This is a genomic window from Blastopirellula marina (assembly GCF_002967715.1).
Taxonomy (GTDB): Bacteria; Planctomycetota; Planctomycetia; order Pirellulales; family Pirellulaceae; genus Bremerella; species Bremerella marina_B.
Genome location: NZ_PUIA01000057.1, coordinates 180,004 through 204,817, shown reverse-complemented (window position 1 = coordinate 204,817; position 24,814 = coordinate 180,004). Strand labels below are relative to the sequence as shown.

Annotated in this window: 13 protein-coding genes; 4 read left to right on the top strand and 9 right to left on the bottom strand. The window is 55.2% G+C overall.

Annotation, left to right across the window (positions count from 1 at the left end; all coding sequences use genetic code 11):
- The first annotated feature begins 139 nt into the window (after positions 1-139).
- Positions 140-3,151, top strand: a complete 3,012-nt coding sequence (locus C5Y96_RS17885) for a tetratricopeptide repeat protein (RefSeq protein ID WP_105356127.1) — start codon at positions 140-142, stop codon at positions 3,149-3,151.
- A 2-nt stretch (positions 3,152-3,153) separates the two neighbouring features.
- Here C5Y96_RS17885 and C5Y96_RS17880 read toward each other — a convergent pair whose 3' ends face one another.
- Complete coding sequence (locus tag C5Y96_RS17880) at positions 3,154-4,254, bottom strand: GNAT family N-acetyltransferase (RefSeq protein ID WP_105356125.1); 1,101 nt, start codon at positions 4,252-4,254, stop codon at positions 3,154-3,156.
- 506 nt (positions 4,255-4,760) lie between these two features.
- Between C5Y96_RS17880 and C5Y96_RS17875 the strand changes: the two genes are divergently transcribed.
- The 3 genes from C5Y96_RS17875 to C5Y96_RS17865 all read left to right on the top strand — a co-directional run bounded on the left by C5Y96_RS17875 (position 4,761) and on the right by C5Y96_RS17865 (position 9,478).
- Positions 4,761-5,702 (top strand): AAA family ATPase, encoded by a 942-nt coding sequence (locus C5Y96_RS17875; protein ID WP_105356123.1) that lies wholly within the window; start codon positions 4,761-4,763, stop codon positions 5,700-5,702.
- 66 nt (positions 5,703-5,768) lie between these two features.
- Positions 5,769-7,016 carry a DUF58 domain-containing protein gene (locus C5Y96_RS17870; protein WP_105356121.1) on the top strand — a complete coding sequence of 416 codons (1,248 nt, stop codon included), beginning with the start codon at positions 5,769-5,771 and terminating at the stop codon, positions 7,014-7,016.
- Positions 7,013-9,478, top strand: coding sequence for a DUF3488 and DUF4129 domain-containing transglutaminase family protein (locus C5Y96_RS17865; RefSeq protein ID WP_105356119.1), 2,466 nt, complete (start codon positions 7,013-7,015; stop codon positions 9,476-9,478). Before C5Y96_RS17870 ends, C5Y96_RS17865 begins: the two co-directional genes overlap by 4 nt.
- On the opposite strand, the gene ychF is transcribed toward C5Y96_RS17865, so the two are convergent.
- From ychF to C5Y96_RS17825, 8 genes are all read right to left on the bottom strand, one after another.
- Complete coding sequence (gene ychF, locus C5Y96_RS17860; protein ID WP_105356117.1) at positions 9,468-10,559, bottom strand: redox-regulated ATPase YchF; 1,092 nt, start codon at positions 10,557-10,559, stop codon at positions 9,468-9,470. The two genes, C5Y96_RS17865 and ychF, sit on opposite strands and share 11 nt — an antisense overlap.
- Before the next feature lie 200 nt (positions 10,560-10,759).
- Positions 10,760-16,573 (bottom strand): hypothetical protein, encoded by a 5,814-nt coding sequence (locus C5Y96_RS17855; RefSeq protein WP_105356115.1) that lies wholly within the window; start codon positions 16,571-16,573, stop codon positions 10,760-10,762.
- 141 nt (positions 16,574-16,714) lie between these two features.
- Positions 16,715-18,205: a hypothetical protein gene (locus C5Y96_RS17850; RefSeq protein ID WP_105356113.1), complete on the bottom strand. Its 1,491-nt coding sequence runs from the start codon at positions 18,203-18,205 to the stop codon at positions 16,715-16,717.
- 3 nt (positions 18,206-18,208) lie between these two features.
- Positions 18,209-19,480: a hypothetical protein gene (locus tag C5Y96_RS17845; protein WP_105356111.1), complete on the bottom strand. Its 1,272-nt coding sequence runs from the start codon at positions 19,478-19,480 to the stop codon at positions 18,209-18,211.
- Positions 19,477-20,487: a type II secretion system protein gene (locus C5Y96_RS17840; protein WP_105356109.1), complete on the bottom strand. Its 1,011-nt coding sequence runs from the start codon at positions 20,485-20,487 to the stop codon at positions 19,477-19,479. The genes C5Y96_RS17845 and C5Y96_RS17840 overlap by 4 nt, the downstream gene beginning before the upstream one ends.
- A 13-nt stretch (positions 20,488-20,500) precedes the next feature.
- Positions 20,501-21,451 carry a type II secretion system protein gene (locus tag C5Y96_RS17835; protein ID WP_105356107.1) on the bottom strand — a complete coding sequence of 317 codons (951 nt, stop codon included), beginning with the start codon at positions 21,449-21,451 and terminating at the stop codon, positions 20,501-20,503.
- 161 nt (positions 21,452-21,612) lie between these two features.
- Positions 21,613-23,007 (bottom strand): type II secretion system F family protein, encoded by a 1,395-nt coding sequence (locus tag C5Y96_RS17830; RefSeq protein ID WP_105356105.1) that lies wholly within the window; start codon positions 23,005-23,007, stop codon positions 21,613-21,615.
- Between the two features lie 73 nt (positions 23,008-23,080).
- Positions 23,081-24,805 (bottom strand): GspE/PulE family protein, encoded by a 1,725-nt coding sequence (locus C5Y96_RS17825; protein WP_105356103.1) that lies wholly within the window; start codon positions 24,803-24,805, stop codon positions 23,081-23,083.
- Positions 24,806-24,814 lie beyond the last annotated feature (9 nt).

The window sequence follows — 24,814 nt, the reverse complement described above, 5'->3', positions numbered from 1 at the left end:
GAACTGGATGAGATTCCGCCGGGCTGCCAATTTGATAGTTAGGTGACCAAACGTTGTGTCTTTTTCTGTGAAACGTTTGCATGTGGGGGGTAGAATGGCGTTAACACCACCGTTGACGCAATTCCCAAGGAGCTTGCCGATGTTATTGGCTAGCAGCCGTATAATCCCCGCACTCATCCTCGCTATTGTTGTTAGTCTCGCGATTCCTGCCGAGGCTTGGGCTCAAAATAGGGGGCGTAGTACAGTCGTCCCGAGTGATGCCTACTATGCCGGGTTTGTCCCTTTCTACCAGGGAGACTACCAGGGAGCAGGCGAAGTCTTTAACGCTGCCGGACGTGCCGGGGTTCGCTCGACCGAGGGGCGTTGGATTGACTCGATCTGCTACGCCACCATGCTCGGCGAATGCCACTTCCAGATGGGTAATAATGCCCTGGCACTTGAAAACTACAACACGGCTTTGCTGCTGTTTGTTCAGCATTCTACCTGGATGCTGCGTATCTCTCCTGAGAGCTTGCAGCCCATTGGGCCGATCAGTAACGATCTGAGGGCAAATGTCACCTGGGGCAAGTCGGCTCGAAATACGATGATCGGGAATTACCCCGATTCTTTACCAACATTCCAAGGGCAGACCGATGCCCAGAACCAGCAAGCCGTGCGCGGGGGTGGCGTTATATCGTCCGGCCGGATCATGCCGGTGCGAGCCGGCGAGATCGCACGCTGCATTGCCCTGGCGATCTACCGGCGACAAGAGATCATGGGGCCGATCAGCCAATACGATGGTCTGACCGGTAATCTCGTTGGTATTCTGCAGCGTCGTCCGGCTCCGCCGAATCATTGGACCGGGGCGTGGGTCGATGTGCAGTACGGTTTGGCTCTCGCTGCAGCCGGAAAGACAGAAGAAGCCGTTCAGACACTTCAACGAAGTCTGACGACAGCCGGTCAATATGACCACGATCTAACGTCACTAGCACTTCTGCAACTGGGGAGAATTGCTCTTGAGCAACAAGACTTTCCCGCAGCGCAGACCTACTTCTTAGAAGCAACGTACTCGGCGGCTGCGTTCCAGCAATATCAGCAAGTCGAGGATGCCTTGGAAGGCCTGGCTAAGGTCAGCATGATCACCAAGGCAGGACAGATGCCGCAAGGCTTGCTGGCGATGAGTAACTGGAACGAGCTTCGTAAGCTTGATGCCTTGCGGGCTAAGCTGAGCCTGGCACTTGCCGAAGCCAATTCGTACATGGGCAACTTGCCTGCGGCCAGCGCAGCGTTGGAAGATGCCCGAAGATCGATGAATCGCCGGTCGATGAGCAAGGGGCGTGTCGGTATTCGCTATGGCTATCTCTCGGCACTGCTGGCATATCAAGGTGGAAACGCTTCTGGTGGTGCTAGCAGCTTTGCCTCGGCGGTCGCGGCCAATCGAGCCGCTTCGACGCGGGTTTATCAGACCGAAATGACCAACCAGCTGTTCGTATCGAACACGATTACGGAGCGTTCGGCCCAGCTTCTCTACGATGAACTCCTCCGCGAGCCAACGGATGCCGATTGGATTTCCGAGCCGTTCGAGACCCTCACGGTCCTTTTAACCCCCAACCCAACCGCGATGGAGAATTGGTTTAATACGGCCGTCATGCGGAAGCAGCCGGAACTGGCGCTTGAGTTGGCCGATCGTATCCGTCGTATGCGATTCTTCGCTACGCTGCCCCTGGGGGGACGTTTGTTGGCACTGCGATGGGTGCTGGAATCTTCCGACGCTGCGCTCGACACCAAGGGGAAATTGCAGCGGCAGGACCTCTTGGCAAAACACCCTGAACTCAAGGCTTTTCAAGACGAAGCAAAGCGTCTGAAGGGAGAACTGCTGCAAATCGAGCTGCAGCCGGACGACAAAGATGGTTTCGTGAAACAGCGAGACCTGGCCGAGAAGTTACAGAAAGTTTCCGATGGTTATGAAGTATTGCTGGGTGCGATCGCGCTGCGACGGACACCTAGTCAGTTTCTCTTTCCTCCACTCAAGTCGACTGCCGAGATTCGCGAAAAGCTGGAAGACACACAGCTCGTGCTGACCTTCTTTTCGACCACTCGCAGTGTGCATGTCTTCTTATTCACGAAGAAGGATTACGTGCACTGGACGCTCGAGAATCCTCGCGAGATCAAGGGGCAGATTGGCGACCTGTTGAAGCAGATTGGCCTGGTCAAACGCGATGCCCCGGTTCAAGCAAAGGATCTGGCCGAAACCCAGTGGCAGACAACTTCAGCCGAGCTGCTCAAGAAGTTTATTCCAACGCTCAAACCAGGCTTTTGGAATACCTATTCTGAACTCGTTATCGTGCCGGACGATGTGTTGTGGTACGTCCCGTTTGAAGCACTGCACACCGACGACGGCCTGGGGGCAGGGCATACGGTGCCGGTGTCGGAAGTGATTCCGATTCGATATGCTCCGACGGCCAGCCTGGCAATTCCGCAGAAGGATGCCCGTCCACGACCTCAAAACACGGCAATTGTTGTGGGGCGTTTGTTCAACTCGGATGATTCTGACATTACGATCGAGCAGTTCGACCAGTTGCAAAGTGCCTTTATTGCCCCCGATAAGATCGATCGTCCACCGGCTGGTCCTTCGAGTTTGTTGGCGAAGGTATGGGATCAGCTGGTTGTGATTGATGATAGTGAAGACGCCAATCGCGGCGATGTCTGGAACTGGTCGCCAGCGCAAGCCGATCGAAGCAAGCCAGGTAGCGAGTTGGCGGCTTGGCTGCGATCTCCTTTGGGCGGTCCGGAGGTGATCTACCTACCGGGCTTCCATACCGGTGCTGAAGATGCATTGAAGGGGAATACAACCGGCAGCGACATTTTTCTGACGGCCCTGGGGCTAATGGCGACCGGTTCGGAAACGGTTGTCCTCAGTCGCTGGCATTCGGCCGGTTCGGCCAGCATCGCTACCGTCGAGGGAATCGCCAAACGTATTTCCGAAATGCCGGCCAGCACGGCATGGCAAGAGTCGATGGCCGATGTCCGCAAGTTATCGCTCGACCCGAAGAAGGAACCGCGTCTTAAGGGAAGTGGGGTAACGACCACGCAGACGCTCGATCACCCTTACTTTTGGGCTGATATGATGCTGATCGATACCGGCATTAATCCCAAGAAAGAGATGCCATAGCATCACGCCGCGCTGCGGTGATACTTCCACCAGTGTCCCATCCGTAGAACACTGGCCGAAAGCGAGAGTCTGGAATAGTGGCAAATCCGCTGTGACTCGAGTGTGCGGTTGATCCAGCGTGATTTGATTTCCAAGTGTTCGGGGCCGAGGTCGATGATCTTGTCGCCTCGCTTGATCGAATCGCGAATCTGGTGCGACATCATCACGGTTCCCGGGGTGAGCTGTTTACTATCTTGCTCGTACCCCATCCGCATACCTAGCAGTCTCCCCTCATGATGGAAGTTGTAGCTGAACGCGATCATGCGATCTTCATGCCGCAGCGTCATCAAGTCGATCATCCCCAGTCGCGAAGCCTGGGCGAAGCACTCACGAAAGTAGTCTGCTGCTTCTGGATGAGAGATGGTTGTTCCCGTGGTGCTTCCGGCCTGCCACGTTCGTCTTGCAAGTAATACGCACTCGTCGTACAGGTCGAAATTGGGCTCGGTGTTGCCCGTTGGGCAGGCAGCAGGTCGGTATCGAACGCTAGTCACCCCAACATCATCCGCCTTTCGTAAGGTTCGACGGATCGTGGCCCGAAACTTGGAACTGCGGGTCGAAACAAACTGTTCAAAGTCGCCTGGCAACTCGATGGCATACGAAGGATTCCACGGCAACACGCTGGGGGACATGCCATGGCAACGCATGGTGTTAAGAATTCGACCTCGATCGACGGTTGGGTCAACAAAACGCAGATCGAGTAGGTCCCACGTGCGTGGCGTTGCCTGCAGGTACTGCATCGCTGCGTAGAGCGTGGCGGTCTGGTCACTGCCAATGGGACCAAAGAACGGTCCCCAACCATCCAGCGGATAGGTCAATATGCGGACGGCCCCGGCCTTGGTCCGCTCGGTTTGCTCGATCAGCGGTAAGATTCCCTTGATTTGACAGTCGATCTGAACCAGTAGTACCCGCAACTTCTTGCTTTGGCCAAAAAACTTCCAGTAAGTTTCCAGCCAGGGCAGGGTTTGAAAGAACGTCGCTTGCGGTGTCTTGGCATGCAGGCGATTCCAGAAACTGGCGTAGGCGCGAAGATCTTCGATTTCGTTGATTTCGATCACTTCCGACATAGTTCTTTCCCCGGTTGCAGCAGTAGCAATGACCTGAGGAAACACATTGCAACGAAGGTGCCACACCTGGGGGGAAGCATGGAAATGCCGTGTTGAAACTACTTAAGTCTTTAATTTGCTATGCCTTGCGCTGCCAGGCCTTCCGTCAGGCAAAAGATGCGTATTGTTGAGAAAAAACAACGTTGTTTCACCATCGCAACGTCGTCTGAGGATGTTTCAAGGAGAGTCGCCCTGAAATTGCGTGCGTTTGTAACACTTGAAACTTTACGAGGTTGCAATCGGTATTGCGATTTATGCTGAGAATCTTTTCGTAGACTCTATGCGTGAAACGAATCTCGGAACACTACTTTTCCGCACCGATTCGCTATAATGATTCAGCTCAGACGAACGGTGATGTGTCTTACTCAATTTGGCACTTCGTCCACGTTCGCCGGGTTCGCCTACCACGAAGCGGCACCCATGAATCAAAAGTAAAAGTGAAGATCAGCACGCGCAAGGGATGTTGAATGCCAGCCGAGCTCTTAAGTCTCGTATCCGAGTTGGAAGCGAATATTAATCAGGTAGTGGTGGGTAAGCCCGACGTCGTTCGGAAATGTCTTGTCGCCCTACTTGCGGGCGAGCACATTCTGCTGGAAGACGTTCCAGGCGTAGGCAAGACCTTAGTAGGCAAGGCGTTAGCTCGCAGCCTGTCGGGGCATTTCTGCCGACTGCAATTCACGCCTGACCTTCTGCCCAGCGATATCGTTGGTTCCAACATCTTCAACTCGAAGACCAATGAGTTTGTATTCCACTCGGGGCCAATTTTCTCGAATATTGTGATCGCGGACGAAATCAATCGTTCTTCTCCGCGAACGCAAAGCGCCTTGCTGGAAGCCATGAGTGATCGCCAGGTTTCGATCGACGGCGAAACGCACAACCTGCCACGTCCGTTCATGGTAATCGCGACGCAAAACCCGTTTGAATTCGAGGGAACCTATCCGCTGCCTGAAAGCCAGTTGGATCGCTTCCTGATGCGGATTTCGATGGGGTACCCTGATCGTGCCGCTGAACGCACGATTCTGGAATCACACCGCACCGGGGAACCTGTCGAAGACTTGTCTCCAGTGGTAACCTGCGATCAGATCGCACAGCTACAAGATTCGGTTCGAAAGATCGAAGTGAGTGAGCCGATCAGTGAGTACTTGCTGGATATCATCGATGGAACACGAACGAGTGACGATCTCGAGGTCGGGGCGAGTACCCGGGCCGGTCTTAGCTTGTTCCGCGCTGCTCAGAGTCAGGCTCTGTTGGAAGGTCGCGAATATGTGGTGCCTGATGACGTGAAGCACCTTGCCGTATCGGTGCTCGCCCACCGGGTGATACCGAAGGGGTTCCTGCATGCGGGGCAGCGGGAAGCGGTCGAATCGATGGTCGGCCGGATTGTGGAAGAAATTTCGGTACCTGTGTAGAGGCATATCGGCCACCGATTCAGCCGATAAGTTGCTTCAACAACCAAAGGACTAAGCGGCAGGCTTATGTCGGAAACCGGTTCGAGGATGTTCTCGTGGTTTCGCTTGCGTGGTGTATCCATTACGCAGGAAGGAACGTACTATTTTCTCGTCTTTATCTTCATCCTGGCCGGTGCGATCGTACGTAGCAACATTCAGTTGCTGATGATCTTGGCCTGCATGTTGTTGGGGCCTCTGCTGTACAACCTGTGGGTTGTCACGAGCAGTCTTCGCAGCTTGAAATTCTCGCGGCGGGTTCCTTCGTTACTTTCGTGCGATGATCCCTTTTTTGTCGAACTGACGGCGAAAAATGGTAGTCGCCACGCGACCTACGCCGTCGTGATTGAAGACAAGCTAGTCCAGGTGGAAGGATACGACCCCGAGCCTGCCCAGAATGTGGATGTGTTCTTTGCCAAGATCGGCAATAAGGACGAAGCGGCTATCTCGTACAAAGCGGTCATTCGCAAACGAGGTAAGTACCAACTCGGACCTCTCTCGGCAACGACGGCATTTCCGCTTGGACTGATGCGAAGTACGCGCGTTGATACGTTGGTCTCTACCATCGTGGTGATGCCCCGACTGGGACAAATGACGCCGGCTTGGCGCAGGATGATCCAACAAGACAAGTCCGGATTCGCATCGTCTCGTCGTCAGCATGGTTTGCTGGAAGGGGACTTTTATGGTCTTCGAGAGTGGCGAAACGGCGACCCCAAGCAGTGGATCCATTGGCGCAGCAGTGCCAAACAAGGAGAACTGGTCGTACGTCAATTCGAAAAACAAAACCAGCAAGACTTCGTATTGATCGTCGATGCATGGCTACCTGAGTCACCCATCGAAGAAGACAAAGACCGCGCCGAACGCATCATCAGTATGGCTGCCACGGCCGTGCGTGAATTGGCCGTTGCTGGTGGGTGCCAGTTGCAGTTGATCAGTTGCGGTGAAACGACCGAGAGCATTGCCGGAAATGTCTCTCAGGCATTCGTCGTTCAAGCGATGCACGATCTGGCTGTCCTGGTCCCTACCGACGCGCATGACATTGGTTCCACGATGGCGAACTGCTTGCGGACCTCGCGGCCAGGGGCTCGCGTGATTCTGCTCACGACTCGTAAAACCGATCTGTCAGATACGGACGTATTTGCCGCTGTCTGGAACGACGCGAAACTGCGTAGTGAACTGGGGCGTGTGAAAACGGTCTCGGCGGGACGGGGGGACGATGGAATGTTCTTTCACAAGCCCACACCACGGACCAGCAAGAAATCGGAGAGCTTGGTATGAAAGTTGAGCGGCTTCTCCAGATTAGCGTTGCCCTATTAGCGGCGCTCGGTTCCCTCTTTCTCGCCTTTGGCCAGGGGGGGAATTCTGCACTACCGCTACTGGCGACCATTGGCGCATTTCTGTCGGTTTACTTAACCGATATCAAGGGCTGGATAACGCTGAATCGAAATCTCGCGAATTTCGCAGCGCTAGTTGCTGTCGTGTTTTCCTTTTTCGACTTTTGGGACGATAGCAGTTCTAAGCTGGTGGCGATTGCCAAGTTGCTTATTTATCTGCAAGTTGTGTTGCTTTTTCAGCCGAAAACGACCCGCGTCTATTGGCATCTGGCGGTACTAAGTTTGCTGCAAGTGGTGGTGGCCGCTGCGCTTGACTTTGGGGTCACATTTGGCCTGATGCTGGTTCCGTACATGTTCACGGCGTTAACGACGCTGTGTCTGTTCTTCGTTTACCGCGAAACGTTACGAGTTGATCCCGAACTGAAAGCGGCACACGATGCCGTAGAGAACCGCCCGTTGTTCGCCTTTCTGGCGAAGAAGCCGGTCGAGGCGAATGATTCAACGCTCGTCTCTGCGCCGGTGATTGCGTTGTCGGGGCAATTGCCTGGCAACCTGGCCTCGGTCTTTACCAGCGGCAAGATGTTTGCCCAAGTTCTAAAACTGGGGGTTTTCACGCTTTGTGCGACGGTTGTGCTGTTTTATAGCTTCCCTCGTTTCGATCAGGGGCAATTGTCGCAGTCGATCGGGGGCGAGTTTGGGGCCACGACCGGGTTCAAAGATCAGATTTCGTTAAACGATATGGGACACATCCTGCAAAGCGATCGATTCGTGATGCGGGTTCGGCTGTCTGATTTGAGCACGGGTACGGTCATCGACACAGAATACGAGCCTTACTTCCGTGGAACCTCTTTAAGCACTTACTTCCCCAACAGCAAGACGTGGATTGTAGGCAACCTGAAGAACTATCGGGTAAGTGAACTCAAACCGCCGCCGCTGAAGACAAACCTGGTCCGACAACAAGTGGCCACCAACCAGTCAATCCACTTCGATCGAACCAACGAAGGCGTGCTGCTGTTTAGCATTTATCCCGCGTATTCGTCGCTGAATACGGCTCGCGATATTGTGGATAACCAAACGCTCGGTATCGTTTCGATGGCGACCGACGCCCAGGCCCAGGTTCGCCAGCCCGATCAATACGAGATGCTGGTCCCCTGGAATCCGTTCGGTGCGGACGGAGACTTGATCCCTGGCCGCCATCCTTTGAGTGATCGCCAGTTTTATCATTACATCAATAGCGATTTGACCCAGGTGCCGCTCGACAAAGAGTTCGCCGATACGCTCTTCAATGGTTTAACCGAGACGGCCAATGAACTGGTGGCGGAAATTCCCGGCAACGGTAACGAGAAACCGACGAAGTTCGCAATTGCTCAGAGCATGGAACGCCACTTTGTGTTGGATGGGAACTATACCTATTCGCTGCACGTGCCGGTGCATTTGAAGAATACGCGACTCGATCCCATTGAAGACTTTGTGGTCAATCATCGGACCGGGCACTGCGAGTTCTTTGCCAGCGCTTTGGCAATCATGTTGCGAACCCAGAAGATTCCCGCTCGCGTGGTCGTTGGCTACAAAGGGGGCGAGTTTAACACGGTCGGTGGTTACTACGCAGTCAAACAGAAGCACGCCCATGCTTGGGTCGAGTGTTTTCTTAGTCCCGATGATCTGCCGGTTGGGATTTCCAAGGAAGACTACCCCAACGGAGCGTGGATGCGGCTCGACCCGACGCCAGCTTCTCGCCCGTCGCCAAACCGGAAGGATAATGGTACCGTCTTCGATACCTTCCTCGATTGGTTTGACTACGTCGAACTGGCCTGGCGTGACTGGGTCGTGGGTATGAACAGCGAACGGCAAGAGAAAGACATTTACAAGCCGCTGACCGACAACCTGGTCAAACCGTTTGAAGGTTGGGTGAGCCGCGAGCAGTGGACGAAGTTCTTCCGCGATAGCCTTGCTTCGATCGGCATTCACATGAGCGACGAATGGTTTAGCGGTTTTGCCTCGATCTTTACGATGTTGGTGCTGCTCTTGTTGGTTGTGATCTTTGAGTTGGTGCGAACGCTACTCCGGCGTTACTGGACCAGTATCAAGCGGATGTTCTTGCGATGGTTCCCGAATAAATCGCAGCGTATCGGCTTCTACTTCAAGGTCGAGAAGCTATTGGCCAAAGCGGGATGGCAGCGAAAGGAGTCAGATACTCCACGCGAATTCATTGCGTCGGTTATTTCCGACTGCAAGGCTCGTGGGGTGGGCAGTGAGATGCTCTCTCCGCTATCGGATCTGACTGATTGGTACTATCAGATCCGTTACGGCGGTAAAGATCTGGCACCGGCTCAGCAAGAAGCCATTAGCGAACATCTGCTGCTGATTGAGCAGCAGACGATCGCTATGCGGAAGACTAAACGTTGAACAGAAAGTGGACGATATCTCCATCTTTCATAACGTAGCTTTTTCCTTCGACGCGAAGCTTACCTGCTTCACGAATGGCCTTTTCGCTCTTAAAAGTTTCCAGGTCATTCAGCGAATAGCATTCTGCCCGGATGAAACCGCGTTCGAAGTCGGAGTGAATCACGCCTGCGGCTTGGGGGGCCGTTGCTCCGACAGGAATCGTCCACGCGCGAACTTCTTTCTCGCCGGCGGTGAAGTAACTTTGCAGTCCGAGTAGCTTGTACGCAGCACGGGCCACAACCGCCAAAGCGGGTTCTTCCAAGCCGACGCTTTCCAGCATTTCCTTGCGGTCGTCGTCGTCCAGTTCGCTCAGTTCCGATTCGATCTTGGCACAAACGGGAACGACTTCGCCCCCTTCCGCGGCAGCGCGGGCACGAACGCGATCGACAACCTCACCTTCGCCGGTCAGGTTGTCTTCATCGACATTGGCCAGGTAAAGAACGCTTTTCGCTGTTAACAGTCCATAGTTCCGCACGATATTCAGCATCTCGGGATCGTGCCACTCGGCCGAACGCAGGGGCTTGCCTTCGGCAAGCAGGGCCTGGCATTGGTTTAAGAGCTCGACCTTAGCCTTGGCGTCTTTGTCGCCAGAGCGGGCCGTTTTGGCGGCTTTGTCGCGAGCTGATTCGACCGTTTGCAGGTCGGCGAGCATCAGTTCGGTGTCGATCGTGTCGATATCGCGAATCGGATCGACACTTCCGTCCACGTGCACAACGTTGGGTTCTTGAAAGCAGCGAACCACATGAATGATGGCATCGACTTCGCGGATATGCGACAGGAACTTGTTCCCCAGGCCTTCCCCCTCGGATGCGCCTCGGACAATCCCGGCAATGTCGACCAGACGCAAAATCGCCGGAATTACCTTCTGAGTCTTGACGTAACTCTGAATTACATCCAGACGCGGATCCGGGACAGACACAATCCCCACGTTGGGTTCGATTGTGCAGAAGGGGTAATTCTCGCTGGCGATGCCTGCGGCTGTTAACGCGTTGAATAGGGTCGATTTACCGACATTCGGCAGCCCGACAATTCCGGCTTCCATGAACTCTCGCTTGATTTGGCAAAAGATTCGCTGTTTTCAGGCACTTTCGACGGGAACGTGCCTATTTGACGTGGGATCTAAACCGGTGATTTTAACCGAAATGAAAAAGGCGACTAGTCGTCATGACCGGTCGCCTTCGCGTGGTGTGCGGATTGAACCCTGCTCCGGTGGTCAGGAGCAGGGCCTTGAGTTGCCAAAGCTTATTCGATAAATCGCTTCAGCATGATCGTATCTTCGACGTTCAAGTCTTCGCCTGGCACGTAGCCGACCGGGACAGAGCGGTCGATGATGTAGAACGCCCGGTGACGATTGATCTCGCCGGTATCGTTCCCCAGTTCTTCCGCCAGACGCCAGCCATCGGGATGCGTTGGGCTGATTGCCACTGGTTCCACCTCGAAGTAGCCGACGGTGATCCAGACAGCAAATACGTTTGACTGGGTACCGGCAATGTTGCCCAGACGCTGATAGGCCTGGTAACGAAGCATGGGGTTGTCGTCGGTACGGTAGTGTCGCATCTTAGCGTTGGTGAGACTACCATCGGTCAAACGCAAGTCGAACAGCGGTTTCCGATCCGAAGCCGGCGAGACGGTCCGATCGACCGATCGCAGCAGACCTGCTTCCTCTGGGGCAACTTGCAATCTCTTGTCGTTGCCAACCAGCACCGGCATCATTTCGGCGGCAGCTGCGGGTCGGAAAGGATTCGAGAAGTTGGAAGGGAAAGCAGAGTTTGTCGAGCCAGCGAAACCACGGCGGCTGGCCTTGAACTCATCCCATGTTGCGAAATTAAAGTCTGTGCCTTGCCAGAAGGCCGGATCGAAGATCGAATCGTAGACCTTTTGCGATGGAATCGTGTTCAGGTTGATCTTGCCTGGTTCGCGGAATTCCGATCGACGGTTGAAGGGGAACATGTACCCCAGCCGAGGATCTTCCGTCTTCGTTGAGTCGTTACGAAGGTCCCCGCTCATGCTATTCATATCGGGATTGAACTTCGAGATGTTGAACCACTTGTTGGTTCCGTTGAACCGCGAAGGAACGTGGACGAAGTCGAATAGACGGGCCAGTTGCAGCGTCTTTTTGTCGTTGCTCGGACTCGCCGTCAATCCATCGGTCTTGGTGCCGTGGAAGAAGTTGAACAGGTACGAGTACGGTGCCATCTGGGCGTCGAGGTTATCGCCATTGGTCGAACCCGACTCGAAGTAGAAGGCCTCGTCACCACTATTCGAGGCATCCTTCCTCGCCTGCGAGTACTCGAACAACAACCGTTGTGGCGAACTGGTCGGCACCATCATCAGGTCGTATTCGCTGATGAACGGTGCGTTTGGCCAATGCAGGTACGACAGTGGATTGTTCTGTAAGGCGGTGGTGCCTTGCGTCGAATCGTAAGGGTTGAGCGAATGCGTCGATTCAAACGGGTTCGGGCTGGCCAGATACGTGGCATCGACACCTGAGCCAATTTGAACCCCTAGATTGTGATTCACATAGCCCAAGCTATGGACTACTTTACGTCCAAAATGCTCGTCGGACACTGGGTTACTGGTGACGAGCGTTGTGTCGACGGTGCTTTGATGAATCGGCGGGGTTTCGTTGAACGAAGGAATCAAACTGGTGATATCTCCGATCGTGATGGCAGACGTCAAGCGTTTAAGCGTACCGAAGTAGTTTCCACTGGACGTGCCTCCTTCAAGTTCGGCTGCGACAGGGGTGTTATTCGGATCGGCGTCTACACGACGTCCCTTTTCGCGACTGGCGAAGTAAACATCCGTCGAAGTCGTAGCGCGAGGGTCCTTGTGATTCTCATCGGGATCCCAATCTGCAGCACCGGGATCTGTGCCAGGTGTTCCTAGCTGGTCCATCGCGTTTGCTGCCGCGTGACTGTCTTCGCCGTTGAACACCGTCAGGTCGATCCCTAAATGATCGACACTGATGTAGGGGTTGGTCTTCTCATTGTAGTCCGACAACGGATTAGCCAGCCGCTGGAGAATGGCCGTTTTGTAATCTTTGATGAATTCGGCGGCACCCTTGCTACTCTTGTCAGGGTAAGTACCGGTATCGCTAATGTTCGAGTCGATGGCGAGCGGGTTATCAGGTGTTGGGTCCGTATCGAACGGGACATCCTGGATCAAAGTTCCCATCGTGCCATCCGTGTAGAGGTCGTAGACCGCGAGGTTCGGGGCCGAGTTCTGAAAGGTTGGTCCCGGGTAGTAATCGTCTATCAGCGGTTCGGAAACGCTGAGTCCAATGCCGATGACGGAATACGGTGCCGCACCCCCAGCGCCAGGCGGTCCATCGGGATCATGGGCTAGATCATCTATGGTAATCGTATTGGGTTTGGTTGCAACGACTGCGAAGTCTTGATTGTTTCCCTTGCGAGAGCCGCCCGTTGGGGCCAGCATATTGCTGGAAACATAAACCCCATCGGAATCACCCGTGAGAATGATCGATTGCGCGCCAGGATTGTTGGCTACGTAGTCGGTCATGCCCATGGTTGTGGGGCGTGGCTTGGAACCGATATAGGTCGTCTTGCGTGGGCCAATCACGGCGTAGCTATCGGGCACGATACGCCGAGCAGAATTGCCTGGGTAAAAGAACACCCTGGCGTCCGGAGTAGTGGTGGGGTCGGGTTTCGTGAACAGAATAATACGTTCGATGTCGTATTGTTCCTTCGACACACCCGTGCCATCCATCGCTAATCCGGCCTGGTCGGCTGTGCCCATGTCAGGAAGGGGTTGGAAGTTGATGTAGTCCGGGCGATCGGCAATTTCTTTGACGATGTTTTCGCGTGTGCGACTGCCGCTGGTGTCCTGCTCGAACTTGGTGATGATAATTCGCCAAACCGGATCCTTGTTGGGGCCAGTCGACTTCCGATCAAGAGCAAGCCCGAAGTTAGCCCCCAGGTCATATAACTCTGGTGGGAAGAAATTGTTGTTGGACTGAAGGTTGCGGGGGTTATACAGTTCGATAAACAGCGATCCCTGCGGAATACGATACTGATCTAGATCGTCGTCAGGGGTGGGGGTGGAGAAACGCGATCTGCCGTCGGTATCCCACTTTGTGTCTTTCGTACGACGATCGTGGAACGCCAGGGTTTCTGACAGTACCAGGTCAGGGGCTTCGGCACCCCACACCACCCGGCGATAAAGTGAATCTTCCGTCGTGCTCAAATTGCCGTCGACATTCCACGGATCGTTGGTCGTAACACCGGAAGCGACCTTGAAGGGTTCCAGGTCGTATTCAAACGGGGTCATCACCCCATCCCGATCGCGGAAATCAACCACGTTGATCGCCCACTGGGCAATACGGCGTTTGGTGAGTTCTCGTCGCTTACTGGCATCGGTCATCAGGCTGGGGTCGATTGTCGGCAGTTGATAGTCTTCTTCCATCAGTAACAGGACCATCACGTACAAGTAGCGTGCCATCATCTGGCGCGAAACGCTGTACGAGGTCGGGTTCGTGAAATTGACTGGAGTAATCGAAACTGGTGGGTTACAGCTCACGGCCTTGTTGGCATTGTTGGCACTGCCGTCTACCCAGTTCAGGAAATCGGATTTTGGCGTTTGTGCGCTCGAAGTGCCATAAAGTGATTGGAATGTAATGCTGGCGCTGCTCTGTAGTTCAAAGATGTCGTCGGTGCCGTTGCCATCGGCTGGTGCTTCCAGCAGGCGATTCAAATCGAATGGCTCGCCTCGCATGATCTCAGGCGGTAGGAGCTGGTAGATTTTCTCTTTGAAAAGCTTCTTGCCAGCGACCGTTGTCGGATCCCAGTTGTTTTCCTTACGCAGACGCTCTTGCAGCAAGGTGACCAGGGTTGGGGCAGGGCGGCGAGCCTGGGCGGCCTTGTCTGTGAGCATCATGTTACGAGGCGGATCACCTGGCGTAACAGCATCTTCGTCTCGATATTTAGAAGGAATATCGACACGATTGGCCACGGGAACCTGGAAGCTGGCCGTGGTGATCAAGCGTCGGTTTTGCGGCGAGCCGACGAGGGCCGCGCTGGCCAGGTCCATCAAGCGATCTTCCGACTCGGCAACCGAGCTGGAGTCGTATTCTTCATACCGCAGGACACGCTCCAGTTCCTGGTAAGAGAACGGCGAGTCGTAGCGGTAACCGTGAATCAGGTCGAATTCGTACGGGTCGTCGGTACGTTGACCAAAACCGGTGGGCGCGGTCTGCATGGTTGCCGAGCTGCCGTCGGCCAGCGGCATGTATCGCGGTCGGCCTGCGTAGTCGATGTACATGCGTCCCAGGCCAAGTCGATCGGTAGGTGTGCCGAAGCGGTTATTTGTTGTCGTGTTGAATACGTTCGCCAGGCCGATGTTGTCCATGTGGCTACGCACGTCATCGGTTTTGTCTTGCCCCGGTGTTCCGGTGGTGGAAGTGAAAGCCCCAATACCTTTGTAGCGAGCATCCATCAAATCGTAAGCTTCGCGTGGTCCAAAGATTTTACGCAGGCTCACTTCCGATGGACCGTAACCGCTACCCAACGGCAATTGCATGTTCTGGGCGGTCGTGCCGGTCGCGTCCCACGACGGCGAGAACTGGTTGTGTTTGTTGGTCATGCCCGCAGCGGCTAGCAGCAAGGTCGTAGCGTCGTTGGGCGTTGCGGTGGATGCTGGCGGGAACGAGCTTCCCTCGAACTCGGCGAACTGCGAGTAGAACCCATGCGCGTTCACGTTGATCAGGCCGTCCAGATCTTTGACCATGACGGCGACCAGTGGACGATAGCGTCGACCTTGACGATCGGTCTTCAGCGGCAGCCCGATATCGATCCAAATACTGTCGGCAAAGCCGTCCAGGTCGTTGTCGATATCCCAGCGGGCGTTGGTAGCGGTGCCCAGAATGTCAAAGTTCGCATTGCTGCCGGTGAAGTTGGGATGGTCGGTCTTGGATGGGCGAAGCATAAACTTTCGACGCATGGCCCAGGCATTAGCCCGATCTGTTGCCGACGGGCCGTTCATCCAGCCACTCGTATCCAGGTCGGGGTTCTGCATAAAGGCCATCGGGTTATCGAAGGCACCCACGGTCATGGAATTCGCGTTGATGTATCGCTGGAACCAGTACAGGGCCAGTTCCGGGCGATGGAACGACGGGATAATGGACGAAGTGCTCGTGGCGAAACCACCATCGACGTGGGCCAGGAACATGTTCTGGTAATCCGGGGCATCGTATGGCTCGTCGGCCCCGCCTGCCTCGATCGAGATGCTACCAGTACGTCCGTCAGGAAAATTGAATGGGATGTTGGGGAGCAATGCGACAGGATCGGCACCGTGGGTCAGGCTCAGTGTCCGCTTATTACCACCGCTGGGGTTGTTGGGGTTAAAGCCCAGACCGGTACCGTTGAAGGGAGGATCGTTCACGACGAAGTCATCCCCATCGACCGGAGCGATGCCGCCATCGCCGTTCGAGTCGACCAGGTTTTCACGGGCAACGACCGGATCTTGATCGATGACGAAAACGACCCCTTTCTCTTCGGGGTTGCCCATCCCATCGGTGCCAAACTTCATGCGGTAATGAAGAATGCGATGCGATTGCCCCTTCAACTCGCCTGAGGTAAACGTCAGGATCGAACCGGCGTAGTACTGCTCGATGCGGAACAGGTTGAATGGCACCACGTTTTCGGCAACTTCGATCTCCCACAATTGGTTGATGTCGTTACCATTGGCATCTTGGGGCCGCTCAATCTGCGTAATATCGGCCGAGGCAGCGCCTTGGTCGCTGATGATGATCGATTGATTGCCCCACATATCGCGGAGAATGTCGTGGCCGAGCATCATGCTGTACGTGCCGGGACGCGGACCGCGCAGCAGTTGCATCAGCGCGGCATCCGCTTCGTTCGGAGCTTCATATGCTCCCAGATCGCGGTCCAGGTTGGCCTGGGCACCGGTGTTGAAGGCCAACGCCGAGACGACGAAGGTCAATCCGACCAATGCGAAGAGGACCAGAATGCTAAGAACCACCAGCAGCAAGGCACCGCGTCGCGGTTGCTTGGTTTTCATGATGCTCTGGATGCGTTTCATAAGTCGTCTATCCTTGCTCACTCGTCTGGAAACCAGCCCCCGCAAAGTTTCCGAGTTCGCTCTTTATGTCAGGCTCGGCCTGGCTCGCCGAGTTTTGGGTTACGCTTGAATTGGGAAAGGGAATCGTGATGAGGACCCTGATCACGGAGACCAGGGAGATTGCGTTTCCAATCGGACTCGCTTCGAGTACACACCCACAACGCCGTCGACGATGATCGCATGAGTAGGAATCGTCGAGAACGATCCGATATCATCCGCGTCTGTCGTGACAAACGGCCAGTCGGGGCCACTAATGGTTAACCGACGGGTAAAGTTACTGCCGCTGGCTTCCACGTCGTCCACCATCACCACCTTGTACCACTGGTAAATGTCGCCACGCGGGTAACGCGTGTTACTTTTGGGCGGGAAAGGTGCCATCGTCGCAAGCTGTTCGCGACGAGATGGCAGACGTCGTGCGAGGCAAATCCAATCACCATTGCTGATCTTCAGTGTTTGTTCCTCGGCTTGCTTGAGCGTGCCTCCTTCTTGGAAGATGGTGACCTCGCCCGTTGAATAGCCGCCGGTGCTGAAGAACTGGGTGACACGCAAGACGCGCTCGTTGGAGTATTCCAGGGACTCGGGGTCCGCAGTATCTTCGCCATCGACCTCGCCGACTGGCGTCGACGTCGAATCTCCGTCGGGAATCAGCCCCAGACGATTTCGCATGATGATGACGTGGGCCGTGTATTCGTCTGTGGCCTTGGCGTCGATAATACTCTGTAGTTGGGCACGAGCGTTGGCATCCAAGCCCGCGCCGGTATTCAGGGCGTTGTAATTGATCGGTGGGTTCAGCCAGTTTTCGAACGCAATGCTGAGGATGTTGTTTGACGGACCGCGACATTCAAATGTTTCGGTGGTCTCAGGAACCAGCATCACCATCCAACTGTATTCTCCCATTGCCTGGCGGCGGACACTGCTACCACTGCGATCGTAAAAACGCTGGAATGGGGCCAGTTCGCCATCTTCAGGGCGTTCGAAGGCGAGGTCGTCGTTCGATTGAAAGGCATACTTTGCCTGGGGAAGGGACAAGCCCGTACCAGGCGTTCTCTGGAGACCCAGACGCCACATCTGAATCAACTTCGAGCTTGTCGCGTCCGCTCCATTGATCTTTGTCGTTCCATTCCAGGTCGTTGTCATGTTGACGTCGGAGTAACCATCTGGAGTCGTGGAACTGTCTTTTCGGGCGAACGTCTCTGGGTAAGGAAATTTGCGCCGTGAAGGATGAACGGCGGTCCCGCCAAAGAAGGTGGGGTCAATCAAGTACGGTTGACGAACCAGCATACTCGGACGGGAGTCTGTTCTGAACGTCATGAACTGAAGGGCCTGTTCCCCTGACGGAGTTGTCGTTTGCGTGACCCAGTTGTTCGGGTTGAACACGCCGCGGGCTCGCGCTTCATGGAAAGCACGCGGCCCCAGGCTGGCGATCCGATCGGCGCGGACGCCCCGTTCGGTGAGATGCGTCCCCAGCGGAATCAGCGCGACCAGGCCTAAAATACCCAGGCTGACGACCATGGTGGACATCATCACCTCGATCAGCGTAACGCCGAGAGGAGTACGGTGACGAATCACGTTGGGATGTGGCAAACAAAACATGCGTTAGTTATCCCCTTGTCCCTTCACGACCAGAACACTGCGGGCAAAGTCGCGTGATTCGGCCAGGATGGCCTGATTCTTTTGCGCCTGCGTCAACGCCGAGATGCTGGTGAGGAACGAATTCTGAATCATTTTGTTGCGAGTGGTGGTGATCTGGCCCGTCTGGAAGTTGACCGAGACCCACATGGCCGTAGCATCGGCCAGGTTGGTTTCCCAGTCGGGATCGGCGGGATCGACATAATCTTCGTAGTCGATCGGCGTGCCTGGTATGAACTTCGTGATTTCGTTCAGCCCGTCGGTATCCATCACATCCAGGGCATTCACGGCATACTCGTACTTGCCCACAAGCATGTGAATGTTGCCGGTTGGCTGCAGCCAGACGTTGTTGTAGTTCACTCGCTCGACGTTGCCGCGCGGACTGAACAGAAACTTGATTGAAAAGTTGTTGCTGCCAGAGGCTGCTGGAGTTAAGCCCAGGTTAATGGCCCAATTGGCGAACTCGTTGCCTGTGTTGCCGATACCGGAGCATGTTAAATCGATGCACATGTCGGTTGGTAATTGCAGCGGCGTGGCACTGGTCCGGATCGGCTGCACATAAATCTGATAGGGAATGAATTGGCCGACATGGTAGGTCTCGCGGTTCTCGTGAACGGTCGAGGTCAGCACATCGCTGGTTAAATCAACCGTGATGCGAAACGGCTGCTTCACCATGCTGAAAGGGTCTGCCAGGTTATCGATGTTGGCCAGGTATTTTCGCCCCCGGTAATTTAGACGCACTTCCACCTTTTGGTTGGCGGTAAAGAGGCCGGATGAGGACGTGGAAGTGGCTTGCCATAACGACGGGGTAGGAACCGACGAGTTGGGGTCATCAACCAAAGTGATGGTGCCTGAACCGATCGACTCAACGAAAAGCCCCGCCGAAACCGTGTCGCCGGCATAAGGCGGCGGGGTTTCGATGGTGTACATCAGCAGTGAGGCATTTGCGATCCCGGTGTCGGTACCGGAGACGTAAAGGTCGTCGTTGTCGGCATCGATCAGGTTACGAGTGATCTCGATTCCCACAGGCCGATTGATCTGTAGGGCCTTGGCCTGGGCCGCCGCGATATAGGCATTCACCTGGCGAGCCGCTTCACGCTGCTTCTTGCCGCGCGTGCCGGTTTTGACCGCCGTGGCCGCGATGCCCAGCAGAATAGCGAGCACTCCCAGCACGACAAGCAATTCGACAATCGTCATGCCAAGGCGTGTTTCGCGGTGGTTTCGCTTGAAGAAGCTCATTGACTATTCCCCGCGATCACGAGTACATGATTGGTGATGTTGTCGAGTTCGTCCCCTGACTTATCCAAGATCGCGCCGATGCGTTTGGAGTAGCCAGCCGTGGTGTCTTCCATATAGGGATTATTGGGAGGCGTGGTGCTTGAATAAGCAATTGCATTTCCCGAACTGTCATTGATCCCGGTGCGAATGTTGTAAAGCTCATCAGGACCGGCTGAAAAAATCAGCGGGTGCAAGGGGAAGTGGGCGTATTCGACACGTGGCGATGTGGAGGTTGTCGTGCGGCCTCCACGAACGCCTAGCGGATCGAAAGGATCGGGTGTCGTGTTGTCCATGATTTGCGACAACCCATTGCGACGCTGGGCAGGCGATACGTTTTCGATGTTCGGATAACCATAGGGCCAGCGTAAAAACAAAATCGGCTTTCCCCAGGCGTCGAGGATTTCAGGGACGCCATCACCGTCAGTATCGCCAATTTCCGAAGGTTTGAAGAAATCGAGCCCGTTGGTCTCACCACTCTGAATCGATGCCAGAATCATGTAGAGACATTCGGAACTCTCGTTTGCATCCGACCAACCACTAACCGCCGCGGCGTAATTGGCCGCACCTTTCGCATTAGTGATCGACCGCTGATAACGCAGTTGCAGCGCCGGAACCGTGCTCAGCGAAACAGGTGCGTTCGAGACGTCTGTCTTGCGATCAGGCATCTCGATTCGCATCATTTCACGAATCTTGTCGACTCGCGATGTTAACCGAGTCCGAACATCCCCAGACTTGCTGGCTTCGATGCGGCGATAGCGATACTCTTCCCACCGCGTCATTAACAGCTCGTGGATCTTTTGAACCTGGCTGCGGGTGCGGTTGACGCGGGCCTGTTCGGCGGCCGACGCAAGGCCGACCAGCACCAAGCTGCTGAGCATCGCGAGCACTCCCATTACGACCAGCAGTTCCACCAAGGTGAAAGCGGGACGCAAGGGGCGTCGGACGAATTGTCTTGCCGTAATTGGCATCGGAAAATTCCTCTTACAAGTCGGTGTCGCTTTCGAGCGTGGCAGCCTCGCCGAAGTTCACGATGTTGTCGAAGTCTTCTAGCGAATAATCGACGCTGGTCGGAGCAGCACTCGTGTCAGCGATGCCGGATGGGTACATCTTCATTTCGTCGGCGTCGACATAGCTACCGAAATGACCATCAAGTCCGGCACAAATCAGCTGGAATTTGTCGTCCTCCGCCCAGGCAGCAGTACCATTGGGTTTCAGCGTGGCGTAAGGACGTGCTTTGCCTTCCCCCTGACGTGATCCGGTGAAGTCCATTTCAGCGACTAGCGGCGTAGTGGCACCGTCGTCGTAGGTTTTGTTGTTGAAGTAGACATAAAGCGTTTCGGTGAAGTCTGGATGGTACGACCACCAGCCGTCGTCGTCGTCGTCGACCAAACGGGCCTGGTCGAACTCAAACAGCGGGGTGCGTTCACCGGAGCCAGTTAGGGGCTGCTCGACGTCTGGGCTGAAGCCCATCAGGAACAGCACGTAAGCTTCGGTAGGATCAAGCTCATCAATTTGATAGGGATCGGAACTGGTGGTCGCTGTATTAACAATGTTGTGATCGGTGCCGGCCTGCTTGATCCGGGCCACGGCATTGGCTTTGTCGGTCGCGTTCGTCGAGCTTGGGTTGTCGTACTTCAAGCTTCGCTGAGGAAACAGCTTGGCCAGATGACGATTAAAAGCCGTTTCGCGTTCGGCCGCGGTCAGAGCGACCGTGTTGCCATCCGGCGGATAGGCACCGTTGTTTTGCTTGTAGAGGTCAAGCGCCGTGGCGATGTTGTTGACTTCAACCTTCATGGCGGTACTTTGCGCCGTAGTAACGGCGGCCCGGACACCGACCAGGGCGAGGCCAGCCAGGATGCCGATGATGGTGATGACCACCAGCAGTTCGACGAGGGTAAAGCCACGATGGCATGCGCGTGGACGGGATGTCATGGTAGACCTTTCCTAGTACGAAGCGAAGCTCCGCCCCTGTGTTGGTAAGTAGACTGACGCTACCGCGCCGGTCAGGCTGTTGGATTTCAAGATGTAGGTTTCCCAGTCATGGCGTCCCGAAACCCCTGAAACCGGGACGCCGTGTGAGCCGCCGGGCTGTCTTAACTCAGGTTCTGAATTAAGTCGACCAGCGGAAGGAACAGTGCGATCACGATGAACCCGACCGAAAAGCCGAGGAACACGATCAGCAGCGGTTCCATAATTTTGGTGAGTGAGTCGGTGAGCACCTTGACGTCTTCGTCGTAGGTATCGGCCACCTTGTACAACATGGTGTCGAGTTCACCCGTCTCTTCCCCCACGTCGATCATGTTGGTAACGAACAGTTCCACCATTCGTCGCCGCAGTGTGAGGAAGTACCAGCCGGCCCCAAGGGCACCAGCCACGCCGACTGCCTGCCAGGCAAACGGTTGCATCGCAGGAATGAAGAAGAATGAGATAAAGGGGGCCAACGGGAAGATGACCCACAGGAAAAGCGCGATCGGATGGAAAGGAGCTCGGCAGTTCTCTTCCATCGGTTTGAAAATCGATTCACCTTCCTTCACCGATTCCGAAACGTTGTGGTACATCCGCTCGAACATCGCGTTGCCGCTGGTATCGCGGGCGATGTTCAGACATTCCAAAATCGGAACGCCAGAGGAAATCAGCGTGCCCAAAGTACGCGTTGTACGAGCCAACACGTTCTTTTCGACCAGACCGCCGAAGATCGGGATGTTCAGGAAGAACAAGTCCCAGCCCATGCGGCCATGTTTGAATTTTCTAAGTAGTTTGACGAATAGGAACACCGCCACCGGAATCAGCGGGATGCAGTACCAGTAGTTGACCACACCGTTACTGATGGTGATGAGCAGTTCGGTAACCGGCGGCAGGTCGAGCCCGAATTCCTCGAAGATCTGGCGGAACGTCGGCACGATCTTGATCATGATGAACGTCAAGATACCGACCGCCACGGTGATCACCACGCACGGGTAAATCATCGCACCTTGCACCTTGCGGCGAAGGTCGGCATCGCGTTCCATGAAGTCGGCCAGACGCATCAGAATGACTTCCAACGCACCGCCCGCTTCACCAGCACGAATCATGTTCACGTACAGGCGATTGAAGCACTTGGGGCACTTGGCCATCGCTTCGGAAAGACCGGCACCCGATTCAATGTCTTCGCAGACGTCCATCAAGCTGTTCTTGAGACGACCGGGCTTGCACTGCTGTTCGAGAATTTTGAGGCTTCGCAAAATTGGCAGGCCGGCATTCTGCAGAATGGCCAGCTGACGAGTAAACGTGGTCAGCTGTCGATGGCTGACGCCGCCGATCGTAAAGCCACGGTTCTTACCTTTGGCTTTTGCACCGGCCTTTTCCCGCGACTTCTTTTCGTTGATGCGGGTAACGAAGTAGCCCATCTGACGTATAGTAGCCTGGGCATCGTCTTCGGTCGGGGCCTCGATGACGTCGCGGATCTCCTGACCTTGAGCGTCCATCGCTTCAAATTGATAGGTTGGCATGGCTACGTCCGGCTCTTGCTTATGGGGTCAAATATGGGTGTACGTGGATTTGCTGGCCAGCAATGGTTGTATGTTAGTCGACGACCGTTTCGCGAAGCACTTCGTCCAGGGTGGTTAGCCCATCGAAGGCAAGTGCCAGCCCTGCATCACGCAGGGGAGTCATGCCAAACTTTTTGGCTTCATCTCGCAGTTCGTCGGTGGAAGTGTTTTGCATGATCGACGAGCGAAGGTCATCGTTCATGATCATCAATTCAAAAATGCCGATACGGCCTTTGTATCCGGTTCCGTTGCAGTTTTCGCAACCGGTCCCTTTGTAGAACTTGCGGCCTGCGAGCTCTTCTTCTTTCATTTCCAAGAGGAAGATGGCATCTCTCGAAGGTTCGTGTTCCTGACGGCACTGGCTACAAACACGTCGCACCAATCGCTGAGCCAAAATGGCTTCGACGGTGGCCGTGATCATGAACGTGGGGATGCCCATGTCCTTGAGTCGCGTGATCGTGGAGGGAGCATCGTTGGTGTGCAGCGTGCTGAACACCAAGTGACCGGTCAGCGAGGCCTGGATGGCGATTTCGCCGGTCTCCAGGTCGCGGATCTCACCCACCAGAATCACGTCAGGGTCTTGACGCAAAATGGCACGCAGGCAGTTGGCAAACGTGTTGCCGATGTCGGCATCGATCGGAATTTGAATGATGCCATCGATGTCGTATTCGACAGGGTCTTCGGTGGTGATCAGTTTTTCGTTGATCGAGTTTAGTTCGCTGAGTGCCGAGTAAAGCGTGGTCGTCTTGCCGGAGCCAGTCGGCCCGGTAACCAGCACGATACCGTTCGGCTTGTGCATCACTTTGCGGAACATCTTGAGGGTTTCGTCCCCCATCCCCACCTTCTCGATGTTGAGCGAAACGACGCTGCGGTCCAAAAGCCGCATAACAACGCTTTCGCCAAACATGGTTGGCAGCACGCTCACGCGCAGGTCGACCGGGTGACCACCGACCGTCAGTTCGATACGACCGTCCTGCGGCATACGACGTTCGGCGATGTCCAGGTTCGCCATCACTTTGATACGCGTGGTAATCGCGAAGGCCAAGTGACGCGGCGGCGGCACCATTTCAAAGAGAACGCCGTCTGCTTTGATGCGGATGCGGAACTCTTCTTCGAAGGGCTCAAAGTGGATGTCGCTCGCGTGGTCCTTAATGGCCATCAAGAGCACCATGTTCAGCAGCTTGCGAACCGGGGCACTGTCGGCGAGGGCTTCTGCGTCGGTAATATCGATCGGGCCGTCCCCTTCCAGGGCGGCAGCCGCTTTGGCAAGGTCGTTGTCGTCTTCCAGGTCGCGGACGAGACCTTCAAAGCTTTCGGAATCTTCTGAGTAGTAGCGATCGAGTGTCTTTTGAATGTCGCGTTCGGTAGAGACGACCGTTTTAACGTCGTAGCCCAAAAACTGTCGCAGTTCGTCTTGCGTCGACAGGTTTTGTGGTTCGCAGGTTGCCACCGTCAGGCGGTTGAGGTCTTCTTCGTACGAGACGGGGATGACTTTGTACAACTGGGCCATCGGTTCGGTGATGCGACGCAGCAGATCCGGGGCAATCGAAACATCGTCGAGACTGATCACCTGCATGTGCAGTTGCTCGGCCAGCGCTTGGGCGAGCTGATCGTCGGTAATCAGATTCATATCCTCGGCGATCTTGCCAAGGGGCTGATGTTCGGCCTGGGCTTCTTGCTCTTCCAGCAGCAGCACGAGTTGCTCGTCGCTGATGAAGCCAAGGTCGACCAGAATCTGTCCAAGTCGGCGAACTGCCATGAAATCGTC

What these genes read in the sequence shown, in the direction of transcription:
- C5Y96_RS17885 (WP_105356127.1), top strand. Translation starts at nt 140, where the DNA reads ATGTTATTGGCTAGCAGCCGTATAATCCCCGCACTCATCCTCGCTATT.
- C5Y96_RS17880 (WP_105356125.1), bottom strand. Translation starts at nt 4,254, where the DNA reads ATGTCGGAAGTGATCGAAATCAACGAAATCGAAGATCTTCGCGCCTAC.
- C5Y96_RS17875 (WP_105356123.1), top strand. Translation starts at nt 4,761, where the DNA reads ATGCCAGCCGAGCTCTTAAGTCTCGTATCCGAGTTGGAAGCGAATATT.
- C5Y96_RS17870 (WP_105356121.1), top strand. Translation starts at nt 5,769, where the DNA reads ATGTCGGAAACCGGTTCGAGGATGTTCTCGTGGTTTCGCTTGCGTGGT.
- C5Y96_RS17865 (WP_105356119.1), top strand. Translation starts at nt 7,013, where the DNA reads ATGAAAGTTGAGCGGCTTCTCCAGATTAGCGTTGCCCTATTAGCGGCG.
- ychF (WP_105356117.1), bottom strand. Translation starts at nt 10,559, where the DNA reads ATGGAAGCCGGAATTGTCGGGCTGCCGAATGTCGGTAAATCGACCCTA.
- C5Y96_RS17855 (WP_105356115.1), bottom strand. Translation starts at nt 16,573, where the DNA reads ATGAAACGCATCCAGAGCATCATGAAAACCAAGCAACCGCGACGCGGT.
- C5Y96_RS17850 (WP_105356113.1), bottom strand. Translation starts at nt 18,205, where the DNA reads ATGTTTTGTTTGCCACATCCCAACGTGATTCGTCACCGTACTCCTCTC.
- C5Y96_RS17845 (WP_105356111.1), bottom strand. Translation starts at nt 19,480, where the DNA reads ATGAGCTTCTTCAAGCGAAACCACCGCGAAACACGCCTTGGCATGACG.
- C5Y96_RS17840 (WP_105356109.1), bottom strand. Translation starts at nt 20,487, where the DNA reads ATGCCAATTACGGCAAGACAATTCGTCCGACGCCCCTTGCGTCCCGCT.
- C5Y96_RS17835 (WP_105356107.1), bottom strand. Translation starts at nt 21,451, where the DNA reads ATGACATCCCGTCCACGCGCATGCCATCGTGGCTTTACCCTCGTCGAA.
- C5Y96_RS17830 (WP_105356105.1), bottom strand. Translation starts at nt 23,007, where the DNA reads ATGCCAACCTATCAATTTGAAGCGATGGACGCTCAAGGTCAGGAGATC.
- C5Y96_RS17825 (WP_105356103.1), bottom strand. Translation starts at nt 24,805, where the DNA reads ATGGCAGTTCGCCGACTTGGACAGATTCTGGTCGACCTTGGCTTCATC.